19 protein-coding genes are annotated in these 23,465 nt (G+C 64.1%); 8 read left to right on the forward strand and 11 right to left on the reverse strand.

All coding sequences use genetic code 11. The annotated features are described in order from the left end of the window. The first annotated feature begins 16 nt into the window (after positions 1-16). Entirely contained in the window at positions 17-1,147 is a 1,131-nt protein-coding gene (locus tag AC50X5_RS11015) for a serine hydrolase domain-containing protein (RefSeq protein WP_494976151.1), read from the forward strand. Positions 1,148-1,214: 67 nt separating this feature from the next. Further along, positions 1,215-2,327 (forward strand): FUSC family protein, encoded by a 1,113-nt coding sequence (locus tag AC50X5_RS11020; RefSeq protein ID WP_494976152.1) that lies wholly within the window; start codon positions 1,215-1,217, stop codon positions 2,325-2,327. Here the strand turns inward: AC50X5_RS11020 and AC50X5_RS11025 are convergent. Genes AC50X5_RS11025 through AC50X5_RS11035 form a run of 3 tightly spaced genes read right to left on the reverse strand, consistent with a single transcriptional unit; the run spans position 2,324 to position 5,912 of the window. Then, positions 2,324-3,235, reverse strand: coding sequence for a MaoC family dehydratase (locus AC50X5_RS11025; protein WP_494976153.1), 912 nt, complete (start codon positions 3,233-3,235; stop codon positions 2,324-2,326). The two genes, AC50X5_RS11020 and AC50X5_RS11025, sit on opposite strands and share 4 nt — an antisense overlap. Continuing rightward, positions 3,232-4,572, reverse strand: a complete 1,341-nt coding sequence (locus tag AC50X5_RS11030) for a 3-oxoacyl-ACP reductase (protein WP_494976154.1) — start codon at positions 4,570-4,572, stop codon at positions 3,232-3,234. Before AC50X5_RS11030 ends, AC50X5_RS11025 begins: the two co-directional genes overlap by 4 nt. Positions 4,573-4,580: 8 nt before the next feature. Continuing rightward, complete coding sequence (locus AC50X5_RS11035) at positions 4,581-5,912, reverse strand: acetyl-CoA C-acetyltransferase (RefSeq protein WP_493985520.1); 1,332 nt, start codon at positions 5,910-5,912, stop codon at positions 4,581-4,583. A gap of 62 nt (positions 5,913-5,974) precedes the next feature. Here AC50X5_RS11035 and AC50X5_RS11040 point away from each other — a divergent pair, with 62 nt between their 5' ends. Next, complete coding sequence (locus AC50X5_RS11040) at positions 5,975-6,646, forward strand: TetR/AcrR family transcriptional regulator (protein WP_494976155.1); 672 nt, start codon at positions 5,975-5,977, stop codon at positions 6,644-6,646. A 76-nt stretch (positions 6,647-6,722) separates the two neighbouring features. After that, positions 6,723-8,837 carry an acyl-CoA dehydrogenase family protein gene (locus AC50X5_RS11045; RefSeq protein ID WP_494976156.1) on the forward strand — a complete coding sequence of 705 codons (2,115 nt, stop codon included), beginning with the start codon at positions 6,723-6,725 and terminating at the stop codon, positions 8,835-8,837. Positions 8,838-8,867: 30 nt separating this feature from the next. Here AC50X5_RS11045 and glgA read toward each other — a convergent pair whose 3' ends face one another. After that, a complete protein-coding gene (gene glgA / locus AC50X5_RS11050) occupies positions 8,868-10,064 on the reverse strand; it encodes a glycogen synthase (protein WP_494976157.1) in 1,197 nt (398 codons plus the stop codon). Positions 10,065-10,164: 100 nt separating this feature from the next. On the opposite strand from glgA, the gene glgC reads away from it, so the two are divergent. Beyond that, positions 10,165-11,550 (forward strand): glucose-1-phosphate adenylyltransferase, encoded by a 1,386-nt coding sequence (gene glgC / locus AC50X5_RS11055; RefSeq protein WP_494976158.1) that lies wholly within the window; start codon positions 10,165-10,167, stop codon positions 11,548-11,550. A 17-nt stretch (positions 11,551-11,567) separates the two neighbouring features. Further along, positions 11,568-13,019 carry an SDR family oxidoreductase gene (locus tag AC50X5_RS11060; protein ID WP_494976159.1) on the forward strand — a complete coding sequence of 484 codons (1,452 nt, stop codon included), beginning with the start codon at positions 11,568-11,570 and terminating at the stop codon, positions 13,017-13,019. Between the two features lie 31 nt (positions 13,020-13,050). On the opposite strand, the gene AC50X5_RS11065 is transcribed toward AC50X5_RS11060, so the two are convergent. The 3 genes from AC50X5_RS11065 to AC50X5_RS11075 form a co-directional block, all read right to left on the reverse strand. After that, entirely contained in the window at positions 13,051-13,902 is an 852-nt protein-coding gene (locus tag AC50X5_RS11065; protein WP_494976160.1) for a transglutaminase family protein, read from the reverse strand. Further along, on the reverse strand, positions 13,899-14,825 hold the full coding sequence (locus tag AC50X5_RS11070; protein ID WP_494976161.1) for an alpha-E domain-containing protein: 927 nt from the start codon (positions 14,823-14,825) through the stop codon (positions 13,899-13,901). The genes AC50X5_RS11065 and AC50X5_RS11070 overlap by 4 nt, the downstream gene beginning before the upstream one ends. A gap of 84 nt (positions 14,826-14,909) precedes the next feature. Next, complete coding sequence (locus AC50X5_RS11075; protein WP_494976162.1) at positions 14,910-16,466, reverse strand: circularly permuted type 2 ATP-grasp protein; 1,557 nt, start codon at positions 16,464-16,466, stop codon at positions 14,910-14,912. A gap of 113 nt (positions 16,467-16,579) precedes the next feature. Between AC50X5_RS11075 and AC50X5_RS11080 the strand changes: the two genes are divergently transcribed. Next, positions 16,580-17,635, forward strand: coding sequence for a YeiH family protein (locus AC50X5_RS11080; RefSeq protein ID WP_494976163.1), 1,056 nt, complete (start codon positions 16,580-16,582; stop codon positions 17,633-17,635). A 12-nt stretch (positions 17,636-17,647) separates the two neighbouring features. Continuing rightward, positions 17,648-20,260, forward strand: coding sequence for an aminopeptidase N (pepN, locus tag AC50X5_RS11085; RefSeq protein ID WP_494976164.1), 2,613 nt, complete (start codon positions 17,648-17,650; stop codon positions 20,258-20,260). On the opposite strand, the gene lplAB is transcribed toward pepN, so the two are convergent. From lplAB to AC50X5_RS11105, 4 genes are all read right to left on the reverse strand, one after another. Next, complete coding sequence (gene lplAB, locus AC50X5_RS11090) at positions 20,257-21,339, reverse strand: lipoate-protein ligase LplAB (protein WP_494976165.1); 1,083 nt, start codon at positions 21,337-21,339, stop codon at positions 20,257-20,259. The two genes, pepN and lplAB, sit on opposite strands and share 4 nt — an antisense overlap. Positions 21,340-21,453: 114 nt before the next feature. Beyond that, positions 21,454-21,711 (reverse strand): type B 50S ribosomal protein L31, encoded by a 258-nt coding sequence (locus tag AC50X5_RS11095; RefSeq protein ID WP_493985532.1) that lies wholly within the window; start codon positions 21,709-21,711, stop codon positions 21,454-21,456. 145 nt (positions 21,712-21,856) lie between these two features. Then, on the reverse strand, positions 21,857-22,666 hold the full coding sequence (locus AC50X5_RS11100; RefSeq protein ID WP_494976166.1) for a TrmH family RNA methyltransferase: 810 nt from the start codon (positions 22,664-22,666) through the stop codon (positions 21,857-21,859). Between the two features lie 7 nt (positions 22,667-22,673). After that, on the reverse strand, positions 22,674-23,459 hold the full coding sequence (locus AC50X5_RS11105) for a sulfite exporter TauE/SafE family protein (RefSeq protein ID WP_494976167.1): 786 nt from the start codon (positions 23,457-23,459) through the stop codon (positions 22,674-22,676). Positions 23,460-23,465: the final 6 nt, after the last annotated feature.

Below are 23,465 nucleotides of genomic sequence, written 5' to 3' on the forward strand. Positions count from 1 at the left end.
GCTATAGTCTTGGGCCATGCGCACTTCCAGAGGCACAGCCCTGCCCGAATTCTCAGCGGTTCAGGAACTCTTCGAATCGTTCCTGGCGGACGATCCCGAGTACAGCGCCCAGGTTGCTGTTTATCACCACGGCCGCCGGGTGGTGCACCTGGATGGGGGCCCGAACATCACCAGTGACTCGATCACCGGCGCGTACTCATGCTCCAAAGGTATTGCCGGAATGGTTATCGCCCTCATGGTCCAGGACGGTGCCCTCGATCTTGACCTGCCGATGGCTCATTATTGGCCGGAGTTTGCCCAAAGCGGGAAGGGCGCCGTTTTGGTCCGGGAGGCCTTGTCGCATCAGGCGGGTGTTTTAGGCGTTCCCGGCGGCATCCCGCTGGACCGTATCCACACGGCGGAGGCTGCAGCCATGCTTGCTTCAGTGGCACCGCTGTGGCGGCCCGGCAAGGCTTTTGGATACCACGCGCTGACCATAGGCATCATGATGGAAGAACTCTGCCGTCGTATCACCGGGTTCTCCCTTCAGCACAATTACGATGAACTGCTTCGGATTCCCTACGCGCTGGACTTCTTCCTGGGACTTCCAAAAGATGAGGAACCCAGGTACCGCGATGTACTCTACGACGCCGGAGATCAGTGGGTGGATCCCCTCAGTTTCGAGGGCCTTAACTCCAATAGCGCCGTCAGCAGTGTTATGGAACTCCCCAACCGCCGCGAAGTCCGAGCCGGTGGGATGAGTGCAGCCGGTGGCGTGGGGTCCGCTGATGGCCTGGCCCGTGCCTATGCTGCTGTAACGACCGGCGTCGAGGCGCAATCAGGCCTGCTGGCCCCGGCGCTTGACCAAAACACCCTCGGCGTCGTGACCGAGGAACAGGTATGGGGCCTGGATCGGAGTTCAGGGCTGGACAACGCGTTTGCCGTCGTATTCATGAAGCCGCATCCATCGCGCAATTTCGGGAGCCATCGTGCTTTCGGCCATGAAGGAGCCAACGCTGCCCTTGGTTTTGCAGATCCCGCCTACGGTTTGTCCTTTGGTTACATTCCCCAGCGGGCCGAAGAGGGCCGGACGCAGGGACGGGCGCATCTGCTGGCAGCGGCGGCCCGCCGGGCCGCTTGGCACCTCTCCTTGGCTCCTGCCGGCTAAGGCCCTGCAGCCCTGATCCGAGGGGCGCCGTCTTGTACCGGCCTTCGCTGGCACCTAGTGTGGGCGGATGCGTGATAGCGAACCACACGACCGCGGTGCCAGGGCGGCCGGGTTCCTGAGGCGGGCAGTGACAGGTGTTTCCGATGCGTTCAGCCTGTATCGGCTGCAACTGGCGGCCAAGGCTGCCTTGGCCGCCGGCCTTGCTTTCGCGGTCGCCCCGCTGATGCCCGGTTCGGCCGCGGACTACCCGTACTACGCGCCGCTCGGCGCACTCGTAGCGATGTACCACAATGTTGCGGGTTCAGTCAGGCAGGGCCTGCAGGCGCTGGTAGGGCTGGCCCTGGGCGTGGTACTGGCCTTCATGCTGGTCAATCTTGGTGATCCGTCCCCGCTGACCGTAGCGATCGTGATGGGCCTGGGCGTCATCCTGGGCGGACTTCCGCGGATGGAATCGGGCCGGGACTGGATTCCGACGGCGGCACTGCTGGTACTGCTGGTAGGCGGAAACAACCCGAACGACTTTTCCTTCGGCTACCTCATCCAAATGGGCGCCGGAGTGGTGGTGGGCATTGCAGTGAACTTCCTCATCTTCCCACCGCTGCATTTGAGTGCGGCCGCTGCCAGCCTGGATGAGCTTCGGACGGCGTTGGGCAGACAGCTCACTGATATGGGCCAGGCGCTGAAGGAGAAGTGGCCACCCGAAGACGAGGATTGGGCCAGGCGCTCTGACGAGCTTGCCGCGGCGGCCAGGACCGTCCGTCATCTGGTGCAGGAAGCGGATGAAAGCCGCCGGGCCAACCCGCGCCGGAAACTTCATCCCCGGGACGTGGACCTCGACTACCGGAATCTGAGGGAACTCGAACGGGTGACGTTCCACGTCCAGGATATGACCGAGGTGCTGGCCGACGTTATTTGGGAAGAAGACGCGCCTTACACGGTGCCTTATGCAGAAAGCGGTCCCCTGGCCGAAGCCGTGCTGGCAACGGGTGAACTCCTCTCCTCCTTCCGTGGAGAAGACCCCCAAAGGCAGCGCGAGCTCTTTGCTGAGGCCGAGGCCGCGGTGCAGGCGTGCATGGCAGCACCTGCAGCGCGGGAGCCCGGTGATTCGGCAGTGACCGCCACGAAGTCCATTCTCCTCAGCCTCCACCGGATACTTAGGGCTGCGCGGCCCGCATCCTAGAGCCTGCCCACAACTCCACTGAAATGACGGCGTCCGGACCGGGGATTCCAGGCGACAAACGCAGACCGTTGCCATCCGCCGTCGTCCGGTGTTTCCGTGGTGATTTCCAGGGCTACTTTAGCCGGCAGGTAGACAGGAGCCTCAAAGGCGACCTCCCATTTGAAAGGCGCCTCCCTCGGAACTCCAATATCGGCGAGCGCCCGGGAAGCCAGATACATGCCGTGGGCGATGGAACGCGGCATACCCAGGGCTTTGGCGGACAGCATGCTGAGGTGGATCGGATTGTAGTCACCGGAAACGGCGGCATAACTGCGCCCTGTTTCCACTCCCAGCTGCCAGAGCGCCGTAGGGTTGGGCGGCACAAAGTCCTCCTTCGCCTGCCCCTGGGCAATCTTGTCTACTGCGGGCAAATACACCCCCTTGGCAAGATACGTAGATGTGCCCGTCCAGCGGAGGATACCGTCCGAGGTGCCGCGGACTTCCGCCACGACGTCCACTTGGGTTCCCGCCCGATGGCCTCGCAGACCCTGCACACCGGCTGTGATGTCCACGGGTTCATCGAACCTGATGGAAAGGTATTGTTCGATGACGTTCTGCAGGTGGATCATGCCCAGCAGGGGCAGCGGGAAGTCGTCGCGGGCCAGGACGCTCATGGCCACCGGAAATGCCATGGCGTGGACAAAGCCGGCCGGCAGCACGTCACTGGCCGGCTCGCCCAGAAGGTGCTGGAACGACGTCAGGGTCTCAACGTCGCACCGGACGTTCCGAACCTCGTGCTGCTCGCCAGGCAGACGCACGGCGCCGTTACTGCCGCCCAGCCTGCGTCTTGCGGCCATGGCAGCCGCGTTGACATAAAGCCTGGACAGCGATGGCAGTTCGGCCAACACTACGTTCCCGGGGGTACTCATGCCCCCACCAGGTTCTGTCCGCACACCCTGAGCACGTCGCCGGTGATTCCGCCGGCTGCGTCACTGGCCAGGAAAGCAATGGCCTCGGCGACGTCGACCGGCTGGCCGGCCTGCTGCAGGGAGTTCAGGCGCCGGGCTACTTCGCGGGTAGCGAAGGGCATCCGCGCCGTCATCTCTGTTTCGATGAAGCCTGGGGCCACAGCATTGATGGTGCCGCCAGCCGAAGCCAGCAGCGGCGCTGTTCCACGCACCATACCGATCACGGCGCCTTTAGATGCTGCGTAGTTCGTCTGGCCACGGTTGCCGGCGATGCCGCTGGTGGAGGCTACAGAGACGATCCTGGGCGAATTCTGGAACTCCTTCGATGCCAGCAGCACTTCGTTGATCCTCAGTTGGGCTGCGATGTTGATATTGATCACCGAGCTCCACTTTGCCTCGTCCATGTTGGCCAACAGCTTGTCCCTGGTGATGCCGGCGTTGTGGACGACAACGTCAAGGTGGCCATGCCGGCCAATCGCGTGCTCCAGGATCCGGCTGCCGGCGTCATCACTGGTGATGTCCAGCTGCAGCGCCGTGCCCCGGATACTATTCACCACCCGGGCAAGCTGCTCGCCTGCTGCAGGCAGGTCGACGGCCACTACAGTGGCACCGTCACGGGAGAGAGTACGTGCGATGGCTGCGCCGATTCCGCGGGCAGCCCCGGTGACGACGGCCACCTTCCCTGCAAGCGGCTGATCGAAGTCCTCAGGCAGGGAACCGTCCGCTGTGGACACCGTCAGGAACTGACCATCCACGAATGCCGAACGGCCGGACAGATAGAAGCGCAGAGCTCCGAGGGCAGCCGGGCTGGTGGCAGCGGCTTCGGCGGCGAGGAGGATGCCGTTTGCGGTTGCACCCGAGCGCAGTTCCTTGGCCAGCGACCGAACAAAGCCGTCAACTGCCTGCCGCGCCGCGGCCTCAGCCGGACCACCCGAGTCGACAGGGCTTCTGGACAGTGTGACCACGCGGCCATTGCGTGCCAGGTCGCGGAGCGCAGCCCCGGCAGCAAGAACGGGCTTCTCAAGGTCGGCCGGGGAGGAAATGCTGTCCAGTACCAGGATGATGGCGCCCAGCTTTTCTTTGGGAACGGCATGACGGCGGACATCGAGTCCCCAGCCCAGCAAAGTCGATGCAAGGTCTTCGCCCCCTTCTCCGGTTCCCTCCACCAGCACTGGCCCTTCCACCAGCGGCTGGCCCGGCCTGTAGCGCCTGAGCTCCACGGGCTGTGGCAGGCCCAGTCTCCGGGCAAAGTCCCGCCCGGTGCCATGGCTGACGAATTTGGTGTACTTGTCAGTCATCAGTCCCCCTACGCTGCTTCCAGTAGTGCGACGACGCCCTGGCCGCCTGCTGCACAGATGGAGACCAGGCCGCGGGCGGGGCGCCCTTCGACAGTTCCCTTGGCGGCCAGCATCTTGGCCAGCGACGCCACGATGCGGCCACCCGTGGCGGCGAAGGGGTGCCCGGCGGCCAGCGATGAGCCATGAACGTTAAGGCGGCTCCGGTCCACCTTGCCGAAGGCCCCATCGAGGCCCAAGCGGTCACGGCCGAAATCCTCGTCTTCCCAGGCGGCCAGGGTGGTGAGCACGGTACCGGCGAAAGCCTCGTGAATTTCGACGAAGTCCATGTCATCCAAGGTGAGGCCGTTGCGGGCCAGCAAGCGGGGTACGGCAAAGGCGGGCGCCATCAGGAGGCCGTCTTTGCCGTGCACGAAGTCCACCGCCGCCGCTTCACCGTCCACAACCGTGGCGAGCTTGGGCAAGCCGTGAGCGTCGGCCCACTCCGCAGAGGCCAGCAATACGGTGGAGGCACCGTCTGTCAGAGGAGTGGAATTGCCGGCGGTCATCGTTGCCTCGGCGCCGAGGTTGCGGCCGAACACGGGCTTGAGGGACGACAGCTTTTCCATGCTGGTGTCCGGGCGGAGATTTGAATCCTTGCTCAAGCCCCGGTAGGGCGTGATCAGGTCGTCGAAGAATCCTGCGTCGTAGGCAGCAGCCATGTTGCGGTGGCTGTTGAGGGCCAACTCGTCCTGGGCTTCCCGGCTGATCTTCCATTGGGCAGTGGTGAGTGCCTGATGCTCGCCCATGGACAGGCCGGTCCTGGGCTCACCCGTTCCTGGCGCGTCAGGTGCCAGGTCCTTTGGCCTCAGGCGGCTCAGCACCTGCAGGCGCTGCGGCAGAGTCTTGGCCCGGTTGAGGTCCAGCAGTACCGAGCGCAGGCCCTCACTGACGGCTATGGGGGCATCAGAAGCGGAGTCGACGCCACCGGCGATGGCGGATTCAATCTGACCGAGCTTGATTTTGTTGGCCAGTCCCAACACCGTCTCAAGGCCGGTGGCGCAGGCTTCCTGCACGTCGTAAGCCGGGGTTTCGGCCGAAAGGGCCGAGCCCAGGACGGCCTCGCGGGTCAGGTTGAAGTCTCTGGAATGCTTCAGCACTGCACCGGCGGCGACGTGGCCAATCCGCTCGTTCTGCAGGCCAAAGCGGGCAATAAGCCCATCCAGGGCGGCCGTCAGCATGTCCTGGTTGGAGGACTTCGTGTAGGCACCGCCGGAGCGGGCAAAGGGAATCCGGTTCCCGCCAACGATCACTGCCTGACGGAGTCCGGACGCGGGGGCGGGTGAGAGTCCTTCTACGGACATGGGAGTGTCTCCTCTACTTGGCTGGGTTACCAGTACCCAGCGTACCTGATACGCTGGGTATCGTGAACACAATTTCCACGGAGATCCCCGATGGCCGTGCCACACGCTGGCAGAGCCACCGCGAGGAACGCCGCCGCGAACTGATTAAGGCGGCCAGGAAGGCCGTGCACGCCCTGGGCAGCGATGCCTCCATGGACGAGATCGCTGCCGCCGCCGGCACATCGAAGTCCGTGTTCTACAGGTACTTCGGGGACAAAGCGGGGCTGCAGCAAGCCGTAGGTGAGGTTGTGCTGCTGCAGATGCAGCGAAAGATCGCAGAAGCAGCGCAAAGTGCCCAGACGCCCAGGCAAGGACTTTTCGCAATGGTTTCCGCCTACCTCCAGATGGCCGAAACCAGTCCCCATGTCTATGCCTTTGTCACCCAGAACGCGGGCGCCGACGCAGGGACACCGCAAACACTGGCCACAGCGGGGGCCCTGGGCCACTTCTTCGACGCCATCAGGGACATGATCGCAAGGCCCATGCGGACCCACCTCAAGGTGGAGCCGGCTCGGGATGCCGTCCTGGGCTATTGGCCCACAGCCGCAATCGGCCTGGTCCGCAACGCCGGTGAACTGTGGCTCAATTCCCCTCCGGCACCGGGCAAGCCGGCACAGGAAGCCATGGCCCGGCAAATCACTGCCTGGCTGTGCGTCGGCATCGCTCCGGAAATGGATCCTGCGGCCATTGAATAAGGAACTGAAGGACAAGCCGTTGAATAAATGGCCCGCCGCCCGTAAAGACCTCCCCCAGCAACGAAGGATAATTCCAATGACAGAAGTCGTGGCCCCTCGCGTCAGCACCGCTCCCGGCTCCCCTGCCCGCAGCCAGTCCGCTCCCGCCGCCGATGTAGCAGCCGTCGATGTTGCCGCCCTCGGCGAGCAGCTGCTTGGCAAATGGGCTGATATCCGCCGGCAGGCACGGAACCTCGCAGCCCGTCCGGAATTGCACAAGATCGAGGGTCAGACGCACCTGGACCACCGCTCCCGGACGTTTGACCAGCTGAAGTTCCTGGTGGACCATGGCGCGGTCCACAGGGCCTTTCCGGCAGCACTCGGCGGCAACGATGACCACGGCGGCAACGTAGCCGGCTTCGAGGAACTGGTCACGGCTGATCCGTCGCTGCAGATCAAAGCCGGAGTGCAGTGGGGCCTCTTTGGCTCGGCCGTTATGCACCTGGGCACTGCCGAACATCATGCCAAGTGGCTTCCCGGCATTATGAACCTAGATATTCCCGGCTGCTTCGCCATGACCGAGACCGGGCATGGGTCCGACGTTGCGAGCATCGCTACGACTGCCACCTATGACGAGGCCGCCGAAGAGTTCGTCATCAATACCCCCTTCCGAGCCGCCTGGAAGGATTACATCGGCAATGCCGCCAACGACGGCCTCGGCGCGGTGGTGTTTGCCCAGCTGGTCACCAGGGGCGTCAACCACGGCGTCCATGCGTTCTACGTTGATCTTCGGGACCCGGACACCAGGAAGTTCCTGCCTGGTGTGGGCGGTGAGGACGACGGCGTCAAGGGCGGGCTCAACGGGATCGACAACGGCCGGCTGCACTTTACGGCCGTCAGGATTCCCCGCACCAACCTCCTGAACCGCTACGGCAACGTCGACGCTGACGGCACTTACACCTCGCCCATATCCAGTCCGGGACGCAGGTTCTTCACCATGCTCGGCACCCTTGTGCAGGGCAGGGTGTCGCTGGACGGTGCGGCCGTGGCAGCATCGAAGCTCGCCCTCAAGACAGCAATCCAATACGCCAGCGAACGCCGGCAGTTCAACGCCTCTTCACACACAGAAGAGGAGGTCCTGCTCGATTACCAGCGCCACCAGCGCCGGCTCTTCACCCGGCTGGCCACCACCTACGCGGCGAGCTTCGCGCACGAACAGCTCCTGCGGAAGTTCGACGACGTCTTTTCCGGTGCGCACGACTCCGACGAAGACCGCCAGGACCTTGAGACCCTGGCCGCTGCCCTTAAGCCTCTAAGCACCTGGCATGCCCTGGACACCCTCCAGGAATGTCGCGAGGCGTGCGGCGGTGCCGGTTTCCTGATCGAGAACCGTTTTGCCTCGCTGCGCGCCGACCTGGATGTGTACGCGACATTTGAGGGCGACAACACAGTACTGCTCCAACTGGTGGCCAAACGCCTGCTCTCCGACTATGCGCGCGAGTTCCGCAACGTGGATGTCGGGGTGTTGGCCCGCTACGTGGTTGGGCAGGCGGCCGGCGCCGCCATCCACCGCACAGGGCTGCGGCAGGTAGCGCAGTTTGTTGCGGACACCGGACTGGTTCAAAAGGCGGCACTCGCCCTGCGCGACGAAGACAGCCAGCGGGCGCTGCTCACCGACCGCGTGCAGACCATGGTGGCCGAGGCCGGATCGGCCCTCAAGGGCGCCAGTCGACTGCCCCAGGACAAAGCTGCTGCCGTGTTCAACCTGCATCAGGACGAGTTGATCGATGCCGCACACGCCCATGCGGAGTTGCTTCAGTGGGAGGCCTTCACCGAAGCCCTCGCCGAGGTGCAGGACCCGGGCACCCGTAAGATCCTGACCTGGGTCCGCGACCTCTTTGGGCTTTCCCTGATCGAGAAAAACCTGTCCTGGTATTTGATGAACGGCCGGCTGTCCATGCAGCGGGCACGCACCGTTGGCGATTACATCAACAGGCTGCTGGTCAAGATCCGGCCCCACGCGATTGACCTGGTGGACGCGTTCGGGTACGGCCCGGACCACCTGCGGGCTGCGATCGCCACCGGCGCGGAGAGAATCCGCCAGGACGAGGCACGCGCCTATTTCCGGGCGCAACGCGCCAGCGGAACGGCGCCCGTTGAAGAGAAGGTTCTGTTGGCGCGGAAGGCAGCTGCAGGCAAACCACAGCGGTAACAGGAGACCCCGGCCGGTGCTGCGCTGGGCTCAGCGCAACACCGACCGGTAGACATCCAGGGTTGTCTCGGTGATGGTCTGCCAGGAGAAATGCTCCTCGGCCCGACGGCGGCCCGCCTCACCCATAGCGCGGGCCCGCGCGGGATCGTTGACAACCTCCACCAGCGCCTCGGCAAACTGGCGAACGAACTTTTCCGGATCCAGAGGGGTACCGGTGCCGTCGGTCATCTGCTCCAGCTCCACCAGCAGGCCGGTAACGCCATGGTCCACTACTTCCGGTATGCCGCCGGTGGCACTGGCCACCACAGCCGCCCCACAGGCCATGGCCTCGAGGTTCACAATTCCCAGGGGCTCGTAAATGGACGGGCAGGCAAAGGCGGTGGCGTGGCTGAGGACCTGGATGAGTTCGTGACGGGGCAGCATCCGTTCAATGAGGACGACGCCGGTCCGCTGGCTCTGCAGCTCGGCAATCAGACGGGCAGTCTCCGCGGCGAGTTCGGGTGTGTCCGCTGCCCCCAGGCACAGCACGAGCTGCACGTCCGGCGGCAGTTGGGCGGCAGCCCGCAACAGGTAGGGAACCCCCTTCTGCCGGGTGTTCCGCCCTACGAAAACCACGCTGGGAAGGTCCGGATCAATGCCCAGGGCCCTGACGGCGTCGTCGTTTTCATCCCTGGACCAGAGTTCAACGTCTACTCCATTGTGGACTACCCGGACCTTCGCCGGATCCACCTCCGGGTAGCTGCGGAGGATGTCCTGGCGCATACCTTCCGAGACCGCGATGATGGCGGCCGCTGCTTCGTAGGCTGTCTTCTCCACCCACGACGACAGCGCATAGCCGCCGCCAAGCTGCTCAGCCTTCCAGGGGCGTAACGGCTCGAGGCTGTGCGCGCTCAGCACGTGCGGGATGCCGTGGAGCAGGGACGCCAGATGGCCCGCCATGTTTGCGTACCACGTGTGCGAGTGGACCAGGTCAGCTCCTGCCACATCAGGAACAATCCGAAGGTCGACGCCGAGGGTCTGGACAGCTGCATTGGCGCCGGCCAGGTCTTCAGGGACCGCGTAGGAGGTGACCTCCGCCCCGTGATAGTCGGAATCGCGGGGTGCCCCGAAGGCACGGACCCGCAGGTCAACGTGTTTGCTCAACACCCTGGCCAATTCCGCCACATGGACGCCGGCGCCGCCGTAGATCTCCGGCGGGAACTCTTTAGTCACAATGTCTATTCGCACGGTACCCAAGGTAGTCCTTCGGCGGGAACTGTTCTAGTGTGAAGGAATCCGGGTCCTCTGGGCTGTTGGGGAGAAACGAAGACGTGCAGGGAGTTCCATCATGGCTATCAAGAAAGTTTTGGCTATTGTCCTGGCTGGTGGTGAGGGGAACCGCCTGATGCCGCTGACGGCAGACAGAGCCAAACCGGCCGTGCCGTTCGCCGGCAGTTACCGCCTGATCGACTTCGCACTGTCAAACCTGGTGAATTCGCGCTACCTGCAGATCGTTGTGTTGACCCAGTACAAGTCCCACAGCCTTGACCGCCACATCTCCGAGACCTGGCGGATGTCCACCCAGCTGGGCAACTACATCGCCTCGGTACCGGCCCAGCAGCGGGTGGGCAAGAGCTGGTTCCTGGGCAGTGCGAACGCTATCTACCAGTCCCTGAACCTGATCCGTGACGCCAACCCGGACATTGTGGTGGTGGTGGGAGCGGACCACGTCTACCGGATGGACTTCGCCCAGATGGTGGATCAGCACGTTGCCAGCGGAGCCAAGGCCACGGTAGCTGCCGTCCGCCAGCCGCTGCACATGGCCGACCAGTTCGGCGTCATTGAAGTTGATCCCAACGACGCCGGGAAGATTGCGGCCTTCGTTGAAAAGCCCGCCACCACCCCGGGTTTGGAAGCAGACCCCACCCAGTTCCTTGCGTCCATGGGCAACTACGTCTTCGACGCTGACGCGTTGGTTGCAGCACTCCATGTGGATGCCGAGCGTCTGGATACGAAACACGACATGGGCGGCGACATCATCCCCTACTTCGTCAACAACGGCGAAGCGGGCGTGTACGACTTCACCCTGAATGAAATCCCGGGCTCCACCGAACGGGACCGCACATACTGGCGCGATGTCGGCACTATCGATTCGTTCTATGACGCGCACATGGATCTCATCTCACCGCTGCCCGTGTTCAACCTCTACAACTCGGCGTGGCCCATCTACACCCGGCAGAGCATCTCGCCGCCGGCAAAGTTTGTCCGCGGCGAAGACAATACTGTGGGCACCGCGCTTGACTCGATCGTCTCCAGCGGCGTAGTGGTTTCCGGCGGAGTGGTGGAAGGCTCTGTCCTTTCCAACGACGTGTATGTCGACAAGGCCACCCGCGTGCTGGACTCGGTGCTCATGGACAATGTGATCGTCGGTCCCGGCGCCGTGGTCAAGCGCGCCATCATCGACAAAAACGTCAAGATCCCCGCAGGGGCAGCGATCGGACTGGATCCCGCCCTTGACCGGGCCCGCGGCTTCAAGGTCACGGACTCCGGCATCACTGTGCTGTCCAAGGGCCAACTCGTTCCCGAGCCCGACGCCGAGGAGCTCGCGCTGTCCGCGGCCAACCTTCACCTGGTGCCGAATGCCGTCAAGGCGGCAACCGCTAACAATCCGGAAGTTTGGTCCACTGTCAGCAAGGTTGCCAAGGCGCAGGCTGAATCCGTGGTACGCAGCTAGCGGGTAAAATTGGGGCAATGAGCTCCCCCGATCTGACTCCCGAGGAAATTCAGGCCTGCCTGAAGGTCCTGAATACCATCCACGTCTACGACGAGGAGCATCCCGACTACGTTTCCGTGCGTCGCGCCACCGGGAAAATGTTCAAGGCCGTGAAAAGGCACCGGCGTGTTACCAAGCGGGATGAAATCGCAGAATCGGACCGGGCGGTGCTTGCCCGTACCGCCACGGCGGCCCCTGACCGGATCGATGATGAAACACGTGGCAACAAGCTGGAGTCATCGGCCAGTGGCGCGGTTGCCGGTCACCTCATCCGGTCCCGGCCCTGCTACATCTGCAAGCAGCACTACACACAGGTTGACGCCTTCTATCACCAGCTGTGCCCTGAGTGTGCAGTGTTCAGCCACAGCAAGCGCGATGCCCGCACAGACCTCACTGGTCGCCGGGCACTGCTCACCGGCGGGCGGGCGAAGATCGGCATGTACATCGCCCTGAGGCTGCTTCGCGACGGTGCGCACACCACCATCACCACCCGGTTCCCCAAGGATGCCGTGCGTCGGTTCGCCGCCATGGATGACAGCGCGGAATGGCTGCACCGGTTGCGCATCGTCGGGATCGACCTCCGTGACCCCTCCCAGGTGATGGCGCTGACCGATTCCCTCGACGCCGCCGGCCCGCTGGATATCATCATCAACAACGCCGCGCAGACGGTGCGGCGCAGCGGCAATGCCTACAAACCGCTGGTGGACGCGGAAGATGAGCCGCTTCCCGCTGCGTTGGAGGCCGCGAACGGTGGCCCGGAACTGGTAACTTTCGGCCACGCCCACGACAAGCATCCGCTGGCCCTGGCCAGCAGCGTCACGGACCACCCGGTTCTGGCCGGCGATGCCATTACCTCCTTGGCACTTTCCACAGGATCGGCGTCGCTGGAGCGGATCGCGGCAGGGAACGCCATCGACGCCGGCGGCCTGGTGCCGGATCTCGCAGACATCAACAGCTGGACCCAGGTGGTGGACGAGGTGGACCCCCTTGAGATGCTGGAAGTGCAGCTCTGCAACGTCACCGCTCCGTTCCTGCTGGTCAGCCGGCTGCGCGCGGCCATGAAGCGTTCCACAGCCCGCCGCAAATACATCGTCAATGTTTCTGCCATGGAAGGCCAGTTCTCCCGCGCCTACAAAGGTCCCGGCCATCCCCACACCAACATGGCCAAGGCGGCCTTGAATATGATGACCCGCACCAGCGCCCAGGAGATGCTGGAGTCGGACGGCATCTTGATGACCGCGGTGGACACCGGCTGGATCACCGACGAACGGCCGCACTACACCAAGGTCCGGCTCATGGAAGAAGGCTTCCACGCCCCGCTTGACCTGGTGGATGGCGCCGCGCGCGTCTACGATCCGATCGTCCGTGGCGAGGATGGCGAGGACCAGTACGGCGTCTTCCTGAAGGACTACAAGCCCAGCCCCTGGTAAACCCTTCCCGGGCGTCCCGCATTACCTACAGCTAGGCCAGCCGGGTGATCTCAACAGAGACGCTCAGCGCCGAGCCGCCGCCACCGGAGAGAATTCCCTTCAGCGGCGGCACGTCGCGGTAGTCGCGGCCCCGGGCCACTGTGACATGGAAGTCTCCCGCCGGCTTGTGGTTGGTGGGGTCCCAGCTGCGCCATGCCCCGTCCCAGAACTCCAGCCAGGCGTGTGACTGGCCGGCAACCGTCTCGCCGAGTTCCGCCGTCGAACGCGGGTGCAGGTAACCGGACACATAACGCGCCGGGATCCGGCAGCTGCGGAGGGCACCGATGGCAAGGTGTGCCAGGTCCTGGCACACCCCTTGGCGCTGTCCCCAGGCTTCCTCGGCATTGGTGGTGACGGCGGTGGATCCGGACATATAGGTCATTTCGCCGCGCATCCATTCAAAAATGGCCATTGCGGCATCGTGGGGGGCCTTGCCTGCCACGACGCCTGGAACAATGCCAAGCACTTCTTCACCCGGGGCGCTCAGCCGCGACTGCGGTATCCAGTCACTGAACTGGTTTGCGGTTTCCGCCGAATGGATGACGTCCCAGTCCACCAGATCCGCCGGCGTGGGCACCTTCTCGGTACGGTGTACCTCGACGGTGATGCTGGAGAGGACGTCCAGGTGGTCGTGCGGCATTTGCATGTCAAAAGTGGTAACGCGGCTGCCCCAGTAGTCCTTGTAGCTGCTGACGGCCGCCTGCGCCGGGGAGACTTTCACCTGGGACTCAAGCACTACCTGCTGGGCGTCCGACAACGGGGTCATGCGGGCCTCGTTGTAGGAAAGCGTGACGCGCTTGTTGTAGTTGTACGTGGTCCTGTGCTGGATACTCAGCCGGGTCATGAAACTTCTCCCACCCAGGCAAGCTCGTCGGCCTGATTGAAGTACTTACGGGATATGGCGTCGGACGCCTGGGACACTGCCTTCTGCACGCGCTCCATGTGCTCGGGCAGCTCGGCCATGAGATCATCCGTCCGGTGGAACTCCAGGAAGGTCCGCGCCTGGCCCACAATCCGGCGGGCATCATTGATGAACCCGACGCGTTGGGCGGACGGGTCGAGCTTGGCCAGGCATTCGTCGGCATCGCGCAGCGCATACACGATGGAGCGCGGGAACAGCCGGTCCAGCAGCAGGAACTCAGCAGCGTGCTGGTCGCCAAAAGCAGCCCGGCGGGTCCGTAGGAATGACTCGTACGCTCCGGCGCAGCGCAGCATATTCACCCAGGACATGCCCGCGCTGAGGACGTCGCGGGTGCTGAGCATGCGGGCTGTCATATCCGCCCGCTCCAGTGACCGGCCCAGGACCAGGAACAGCCAGCTCTCGTCATGGCTGACCGTAGTGTCGGCCAGGCCACTAACCATGGCCGTGCGTTCCAGTACCCAGTTGCAGTAGCGGTAGGTGCCCACCACATCCTTGCGGTGCTGGTTCAGGCCGTAATAGGTGGTGTTGAGGCTCTCCCAGAGGCCGGAGGAGACAGTTTCCCGCGCCCGGCGGGCATTCTCCCGTGCGGCCCCAAGGGAGCCGGCTATGGAGGTGGCGCTGGTTTTGTCATAAGCCAAGGCGTGGAGCAGTTCGGGTAATCCGAACTCTGCACTGTCCGGGCGTGCGCCCATCACAGCCAGGAGCTCCTGGGCCACTGCCCGGCGCTCTTCCAGCGGGAGGTGGTTCAACCGTTCGAGGTGGACGTCCAGGATGCGTGCGGTTCCATCCGCCCGTTCGACATAACGGCCGATCCAAAAAAGGGACTCGGCAATACGGCTAAGCATTCCTGGCAACCTCCTGCGTGTCCGCAACTACACCACATGGTGCAGAAAAATTCGAAAGGGGAACGATCCGGCCGCAACAGCGCATCACTGCTGCTGCTCCGACTGGCGGTCGCGCCAGATGCTTTCCACAGGCCAAACCGAGACCCGTTCACGGACAGCTATCGATTGGCGCGGCAGGGTTTCAACCGGCACCTGCGGCGAACCCGCCAGGACCCAGGTGTCTTTTGAACCACCGCCCTGGCTGGAGTTGACGATCAGCGAGCCTTCCTTCAGGGCCACCCGGGTAAGGCCGCCGGGCAGCACCCAGACGTCGTCACCGTCGTTGACCGCGAAGGGGCGCAGGTCCACGTGGCGCGGTCCGAACCTGTCTCCGACAAGCGTTGGAACCGTGGAAAGCTGGAGGACGGGCTGGGCGATCCAGCCACGGGGATCGGCGATGATCCGCTGACGCAGTTCATCAAGTTCGGTGCGGGAGGCGTCGGGACCAATCACCAGGCCCTTGCCGCCGGAACCGTCCACAGGCTTGACGACAAGTTCGGCGAGGTTGTCCAGGGTGAATTCCCTGGCCTCCTTCTCCTCGAGCCGGTAGGTGTCCACGTTGGCAATCACCGGCTCTTCATTGAGGTAGTACCTGATGAGTTCAGGTACGTAGCTGTAGACGAGTTTGTCGTCTGCCACGCCGTTCCCTACCGCGTTGGCGATAGTCACTCCCCCGGCCCGGGCGGCGTTTACCAGCCCGGGACAGCCCAGCATGGAGTCGGAGCGGAACTGCAACGGGTCCAGGAACTCGTCATCGATGCGCTTGTAAATGACGTCCACGCGTTGCTCGCCCGCTGTGGTGCGCATGTAGACGCGGTTGCCGCGGCAGATCAGGTCACGCCCTTCCACCAGTTCCACGCCCATCAGTCCGGCCAGCAGGGTGTGTTCGAAGTAGGCGCTGTTGAACACACCCGGGGTGAGGACCACCACCGTGGGATCGTCGACGCCGGACGGTGCCGTCTTGCGCAGTGCGGACAGGAGCCGGCGGGGGTACTCCTCCACGGGACGGATGAGCTGCTGGCCGAAGGCCTCCGGCAAGCCCTTGGCCATGGCGCGCCGGTTTTCAAGCACGTAGCTGACGCCGGACGGTACCCGCACGTTGTCTTCAAGGACGCGGAAGGTTCCGGCAGCATCGCGGACGACGTCGATGCCGGAAATATGCACCCGGACGCCACCTGCGGGTTCGAAGCCGTGCACCTCGCGGTGGAAGTGGGCGCTGGTGGTGATCAGCTGGCGCGGTATGACGCCGTCGCTCACCACGGCCATCTTGTCGTAGACATCGTTGAGGAATGCCTCCAGCGCACGGACGCGCTGCGCGACGCCGCGTTCCAGCACATCCCATTCGTCGGCGGGAATGATCCGCGGCACAATGTCCAGCGGAAAGGGCCGTTCCTCGCCGGCAAAATCAAAAGTCACACCGCGGTCCAGGAAGGTCCGTGCCATCGAATCGGCCCGTGCGGTCACGTCCGTCAGTGACAGCTTCTGCAGGGCATCCGCAACCTGGGTGTACGAGGGCCGGGCCTGCTGCTCCGCGGCAAACATCTCGTCATAGGCGCCGCTTTTGCCGGCGGCCTCGGAGTAATCCTGGAAAAGGTCTGACATGCCCCTTAGCCAATCATTCTTTTGTTTCGAAATCATTACCGTCGCCCATTGTGGCGTGTTGGCCGTTCCTCCCGGAGTTCGTGATTACGCCCGCGGTACTGCAAAGTAGGTGAGTGCGCCACCACGGAACCCCCCGACTGCTGCCTGGCCTTGCCTGCGCCGCACTGTCGCTGGTGGCGGCATTCGCCGTCCATGCGGCGGTGCCGGCCCTGCCCGCCATGACCGTCGCCGTTGCCCTGGGTCTGCTGGCAGCAAACCTCCCTCCCACGGCCGGGGTGATCGCAGGCCGGGCCCGGCCGGGTCTGGATTTCGCCGGAAAAAGCCTGATGCGTGGCGGGATCGTACTGCTTGGCCTCAAAGTCGGAATCGTCGATGTGGTGAATCTCGGTTGGGTATCCCTGGGCCTGATCACCGCCGTCGTCCTTGCCGGGTTCGGCGGTACCTACGTCATCGCCCGGCTCTTCCGGCTGGCTCCTCCGGTGTCCCTGCTCATCGCTACAGGCTTCTCCATCTGCGGTGCTTCCGCAATCGGCGCCATGGCCGATGCCCGCAGGATGAAGCAGTCGGACACCGTGCTCCCCGTCGCCCTCGTGACGCTTTGCGGTACCCTCGCGATCGGAGCGCTGCCGCTGCTGATGCACCCCTTGGGCCTTGACACGGCGACGTTTGGCGCCTGGGCGGGCGCCTCCGTCCATGATGTGGGTCAGGTAGTCGCCACGGCGCAAACAGCCGGTACAGCGGCGCTGGCCGTCGCCGTCGTCGTCAAACTCACCAGGGTGCTGCTCCTGGCACCCGTGATCGCTGCAGCCGGACTGGAACAGCGGCTTATGGCCAGGCGTACGGCCCGGCAACATCAACAGCTTCCGGACGCAGCAGTGCTGTCCGGGCCGGTAAAACTGCCGCCCGTCCTGCCGTTGTTCATCGTCGGCTTCCTGCTCATGGTGGCGCTGCGGTCCTCCGGGGTGTTGGCTGCCGGCTGGCTGGAGGCAGGCGCCGTCCTGCAGGACATCCTCCTTGGCGCCGCGCTCTTCGGCCTGGGTTCAGCTGTCCGGATCCGCACCCTGCTGCATACCGGGTTGCCCGCGCTGGCCGCGGCGTTGCTGTCCTGGCTGCTGCTGGCGCTGTTGGGACTGGCCGCCGCCCTGGGTATCACAGGTCAGGGCACATGATTAGATAGCGGGGTGTCATCTGAGAATCTGCGGCGGGATGAAGCCGCGCACCGGTCCACCCTGATCACCACGCATAGCTACGACGTCTCCCTTGACGTCCGTAACGCGGAGAATCTGGACGTCCCCGGGTATCCAAGCCGGACGATCATAGACTTCTCCGCCGCAGAGCCCGGGGCTGAAACGTTCCTCGATTTCATCCACGGGGACGTCCATAGCGTCTTTCTCAACGGTAAGGAACTGGACCTGGCGGAGGCCGTAGACGGCGCCCGGATCCGGCTGGCCGACCTGCAGGCTGACAACCAGGTGACCGTCACCGGAATTGCGCTCTACAGCCGTTCGGGTGAGGGCATGCATCGGTTCTTCGATCCCGCGGACGGCCAGTGCTACCTGTACACGCAGTACGAACCCGCTGACGCCCGCAGGGTGTTCGCCAACTTTGAACAGCCGGATCTGAAGGCAGAATTCACCTTCCACGTCACGGCGCCGGCCGGCTGGGAGGTTGCCTCCAACGGAGCTGCAGTGAAGCGGACTCCTCTTACCAGCGATCCGAACGCCACACGCTGGGATTTTGAGACCACGCCGCCCATGTCTACGTACATCACCACTGTGCTGGCCGGGCCGTACTACAAGGCGGAGGACTCCTGGAGCGCAACGCTCGACGACGGCACCCGGCTCGAGGTGCCGCTGGCCCTGTATTGCCGAACGTCCATGGCCAAGCATTTCGACACCGACGAACTCTTCAGCCTCACCAAGCGCGGGCTTGCGTTCTTCAATGGACTGTTCGACTACCCCTACCCCTGGGGAAAATACGAGCAGGCCTTTGTTCCCGAGTACAACCTCGGGGCGATGGAAAACCCGGGACTGGTGACTTTTACCGAAAGCTACGTCTTCACTTCCCGGGCCACCGATGCCCAGTACCAGGCCCGTGCCAACACCCTGATGCACGAGATGGCACACATGTGGTTCGGCGACCTCGTGACCATGCAGTGGTGGGACGATCTCTGGCTCAAGGAATCGTTCGCCGACTACATGGGCACCCTGGGCGTGGACCGCGCCACGGACTGGGATACGGCCTGGGTGAACTTCGCCAACAAGCGCAAGGCCTGGGCGTATGTCCAGGACCAACTGCCCACCACCCATCCCATCGTCGCGGATATTCCGGACCTGGAAGCGGCCAAACAGAACTTCGACGGCATCACCTACGCCAAGGGCGCGTCGGTCCTGAAACAACTGGTTGCCTATGTGGGCTTTGACGCCTTCATTTCCGGCGCCCGCCAGTACTTCCGCGACCACGCCTACGGGAACACCACGCTGACGGACCTGCTGGCGGCGCTGAGCAAGTCCTCGGGCCGCGACCTGACTGGCTGGTCACGGCAATGGCTGCAGACGTCCGGCATTTCCACCCTCCATGCAGAAATAGCATCCGACGACGGAACGTACCGTGAGGTGGCCATCGTCCAGGACGCCGTGGACCCGGTCACGGGACGGGATGAGTTCCGCCCGCACCGCCTGCGGATCGGCCTTTACGAGACTGACCCGGCCGGCGCGCTGGTCCGGACGCGAAGCATCGAAACGGATGTTAACGGTGTGCGGACTGTCATTCCGGAACTGGCGGGTGCAGCCCGGCCTGCCCTGCTCCTGGTCAACGACGACGACCTCAGCTATGCCAAAGTCCGGCTGGACCCGCACTCCGAGGAGACGGTACGTGCGTCCCTGGACCGCCTGCAGGACCCAATGGCCCGTGCCCTCTGCTGGACCGCCCTCTGGAACTCAACCCGCGACGCCGTCTCCCCCGCCGGTCTCTACCTGGATGCTGTAGCCCGCTTCGCTGCGTCCGAGTCCGGCGTGGGAGTCCTGCTGAACGTCCTCGACAACGCCTGCGCCGCCGTCGAATACTACGCTTCAGCTGCCAACCGGCCGCAGTTCCGTGCAGACCTTGCTTCCCTGGCCGCCGGCCGCCTCCGGGAAGCACGGCCGGGATCAGACCAGCAGCTTGCCTGGGCGCGGGCCCTTGCCACGGCCAGCCGGCACACAGCAGCGGAACTGCCGCTGGTGCGCAGCCTGCTGGACGTGGAGGGCACCGTGGACGGGCTGAGCGTTGACGCAGAGCTGCGGTGGGCTTTGCTGCATGCACTGGCCGCGCAGGGAGAAGCCGGCGAGGAGGAACTTGATGCCGAGCTCGCCCGCGACAACAGCGCGTCCGGCCGCGCAGGGCACACCACGGCGTTGGCGGCCCGCCCTGACCCCGAAGTCAAAACAGCGGCCTGGCGTGCCGCTGTGGTGGAAACCGAACTGTCCAACCAGCTGCTGGGCGCCACGATCGCCGGGTTCAACACGGCTGTTCCGGAGCTGCTGGCACCGTTCGTCGGACCCTACTTCGCGGCCATCGAGGACACGTGGGAGCAGCGGAGCATCGAGATCGCCAGCCGGATTGTCCGCGGTCTGTACCCGTCCGGACCCTCGCTGCTGCCCGGTCAGGATCCCCTGGAGCAGGCGGTAGTCCAGCAGACGGACGCCTGGCTGGAGGAGCACCGTTCCGCCCCGGCCGCCCTGCGCCGCATCATCGTGGAACAGCGCAGCCACCTGCTGCGTGCACTGAGAGCGCAGTCGCGGGACGTCGGTTAGGGAATCCTGTGCAGCCATTCCTCGGTGGCGAACTTTGCCTGGACCCGCTGCCGGCCTGCCGCTAACTCCGCTTCAGTCAACGTTGTCTCCACGGCGCCGTAGCGTTCGGTGAACACCTGTTGCAGGGCGGCGATGATCTCGGCCCTGGAGCGACCCGACTGCCGGCGCAACGGGTCAACGCGCTTCTTTGCGCTGCGGGTCCCCTTGTCTGAGAGTTTCTCCTTGCCGATCCGCAGTACCTCGACCATCTTGTCCGCATCGATGTCGTAGCTCATGGTGACGTGATGCAGCATGCCGCCGTTGGCCAACCGCTTCTGTGCGGCACCGCCGATCTTGCCCTGCTCCGTGGCGATGTCGTTCAGCGGCACGTAGAAGGCCGTGATGCCGAGCTCCTTGAGGCCGGCCATCACCCAGGCGTCCAGGAAGGCGTAGGAGTCCGCAAAGCTGATGCCGTCAACGAGCGTCTGGGGCAGGTAGAGCGAATAGGTAATGCAGTTGCCCGCTTCCATGAACATGGCGCCGCCGCCGCTGATCCGGCGGGCCACCGTAATTCCGTGCCGCGCCACGCCGTCGGGCTGGACTTCGTTGCGGTAGGACTGGAAGCTGCCGATCACCACGGAAGGCTCGTCCCAGTCCCAGAACCGCAGAGCGGGATTGCGGCGGCCTGCCCCGACCTCCTCTGTGAGGACTTCATCCAGGGCAACGTTTAAGTGCGTGGGCAGGACCGTGGGCGGGATGACTTCCCATTGGTGGTCAGCCCAGCCGGTAGCCTTCGCCAGGCCGCGCCGGATGGCCACTGCTACCGCCTCGGGCGAGAACCCGAACATCACGGTTTCGCTCCCCAGGGAACCTGAAACGGCTGCCGCCAGCTCGCCGGGGGTGGCCTCTGCCGGCAGTCCCTGCAGGGAGGCGTTTATGGCGGGCAGCGCTTCGTCGGGTTCAAGGAAAAAGTCCCCGCTGATGGAGACCCGCGCCAGCCGTCCGGCAACAACATCGAAATCCGCTACCACCAGCTTGCCGCCGGGGACTTTGTACTCGCCGTGGCGGGCCGGCTCGTTTTCTGGAACTTCAGGAATCATGTCTCCATCCTGCCCCATGCGCCCAGCTGAATCGCATCGCATCGACCACGTTAACGAAGAAAGCCCGCACCGGTGAGGTGCGGGCTTTCTGTCAAAGCTTGGAGGAGAAGAACGCTACTTCTTGCCGCCGAAGCCCTTGAAGCGAGCGTTAAAGCGCTCGACGCGGCCTGCGGAGTCCATGATGCGCTGCTTGCCCGTGTAGAACGGGTGGGACTCGGAAGAGATTTCGACGTCGATAACCGGGTAGGTGTTGCCGTCTTCCCACTCGATGGTCTTCTTGGAAGACACGGTGGACTTGGTCAGGAACTTGACGCCGGAAGCCAGGTCGTTGAAAACAACAGCTTCGTACTTCGGGTGGATTTCAGACTTCATAATGGGACCTTTGTTCACACAACTGGATTTTGCCAGTTGTCAGGTATGAATGGGATGGCCTGCCCGCACCGGAAGAATTCCTCCGGAACCACAGCACGGCCAGCTATCAATACTAGCGGATCGGGCGCGTACTGACGAACCGCCTTCAGGGCCGCGGCCGCAGTTCCCAAAACGCCACGGCCGACGCAGCGGCCACATTAAGGGAATCCACGCCATCGCGCATGGGAATCTTCACGGCGAGGTCGACGGCGGCAAGCGTCGCTGCGGACATGCCGGCACCTTCAGTGCCCAGTACCAAGGCAAGACGCTCCGGCCGGCGGGCCGCCAGCACATCCAGGGCCACGGCATCATTCGTCAGTTCCATGGCCGCCACGGTGAACCCGTGCTCCTTGAGCGAGCCCAGGTCCGCGGGCCAGTTTTCCAGCCTGGCCCACGGCACCTGAAAGACCGTGCCCATGCTGACCCTGACGCTGCGCCGGTAAAGGGGATCACCGCAGCGCGGCGAGACCAGTACGGCGTCGATGTCCAGGGCAGCTGCAGAGCGGAAGATCGCCCCGACGTTGGTGTGATCGACGATGTCCTCCAGCACTGCCACCCGGCTGGCACCGGCAAGCAGCGTTGGCAACGGCACCGGTTCCGGCCGGTGCATCGCCGCCATCGCGCCACGGTGCAGATGGAAGCCGGTGATCTCTTCAAGGAGTGGCGCGCTGCCGATGTAGGCCGGCACCTCCGGGAACTGATCGAAGACGTCCTGCAGGTCAGCGACCCATTTTTCCGCCAGGAAGAAGGACCGTGGCCGGTGCCCGGCAGCCAGCGCCCGCCTGAGGACCCGGGATGACTCGGCGATGTACATACCCTCAGCAGGTTCGCGGAGCTTGCGGAGGTGCGCGTCGGTGAGCTGGGTGTAGTCGGCCACGCGGGGATCCTGCGCGGATTCGAGGTAGTGGAAGTTCACCGGCTGATTATTTCAGCAGATTGGCGATCATAAAGCCGAGTGCCATCAGGCCCAGGGCAAAGATCACCATCCGGAGAACCGTGGGTGGAAGCTTCCTTCCCACCTTGGACCCGACCAGCCCGCCGATGGTGGAACTTACCGCGATCAGGAGGACCACCAGCCAGTTGATCCTGTCGAAGGCGAACAACAAGTAGGAAGCGGCCGCCACCAGGTTTACCCCTAGTACCAGGATGTTCTTCATGGCGTTGGCGTTCTGGATGGTGCCTGTCAAAAATACGCCAAGGATTCCGACCAGGAGGATCCCCTGGGCGGCAACAAAGTAGCCGCCATAGACGCCGGCCAGGTAGACGAGCACCACCAGCAGGACACTGTGACTTTTGTCACGGATAGCATGCTCCGGGTTCGATTCCCGCTGGCGGACCCAGGCCTGCAGCTTCGGCTGGAAGAGGACCATCAGCAACGCCAGGACCAGCAGGACGGGTGCCACGTAATGGAACACTTCTTCAGGCAGGTGCAAGAGCAGCCACGCACCTGATATACCGCCGAGCAGCGAGGCCGGGAGCAGCTTGAGCAGTTGCCTGCCCCTGCCGGCCAGCTCTCGCCGGTAACCCCAGACCCCGGCGGCGTTACCGGCCACGAGGCCCATGGCATTGCTCATGGAAGCCACCACCGGAGCGACACCGAGTGCGATGAGGACCGGGAAGGTGACGAGGGTTCCGGAACCGACAACGGCATTGATGGTGCCGGCCCAGAGGCCGGCAAAGAACACAAAAATACTGCCCAGAAGGTCCATTTGCAG

The sequence above is a fragment of the Pseudarthrobacter sp. MDT1-40-2 genome, from assembly GCF_059383595.1.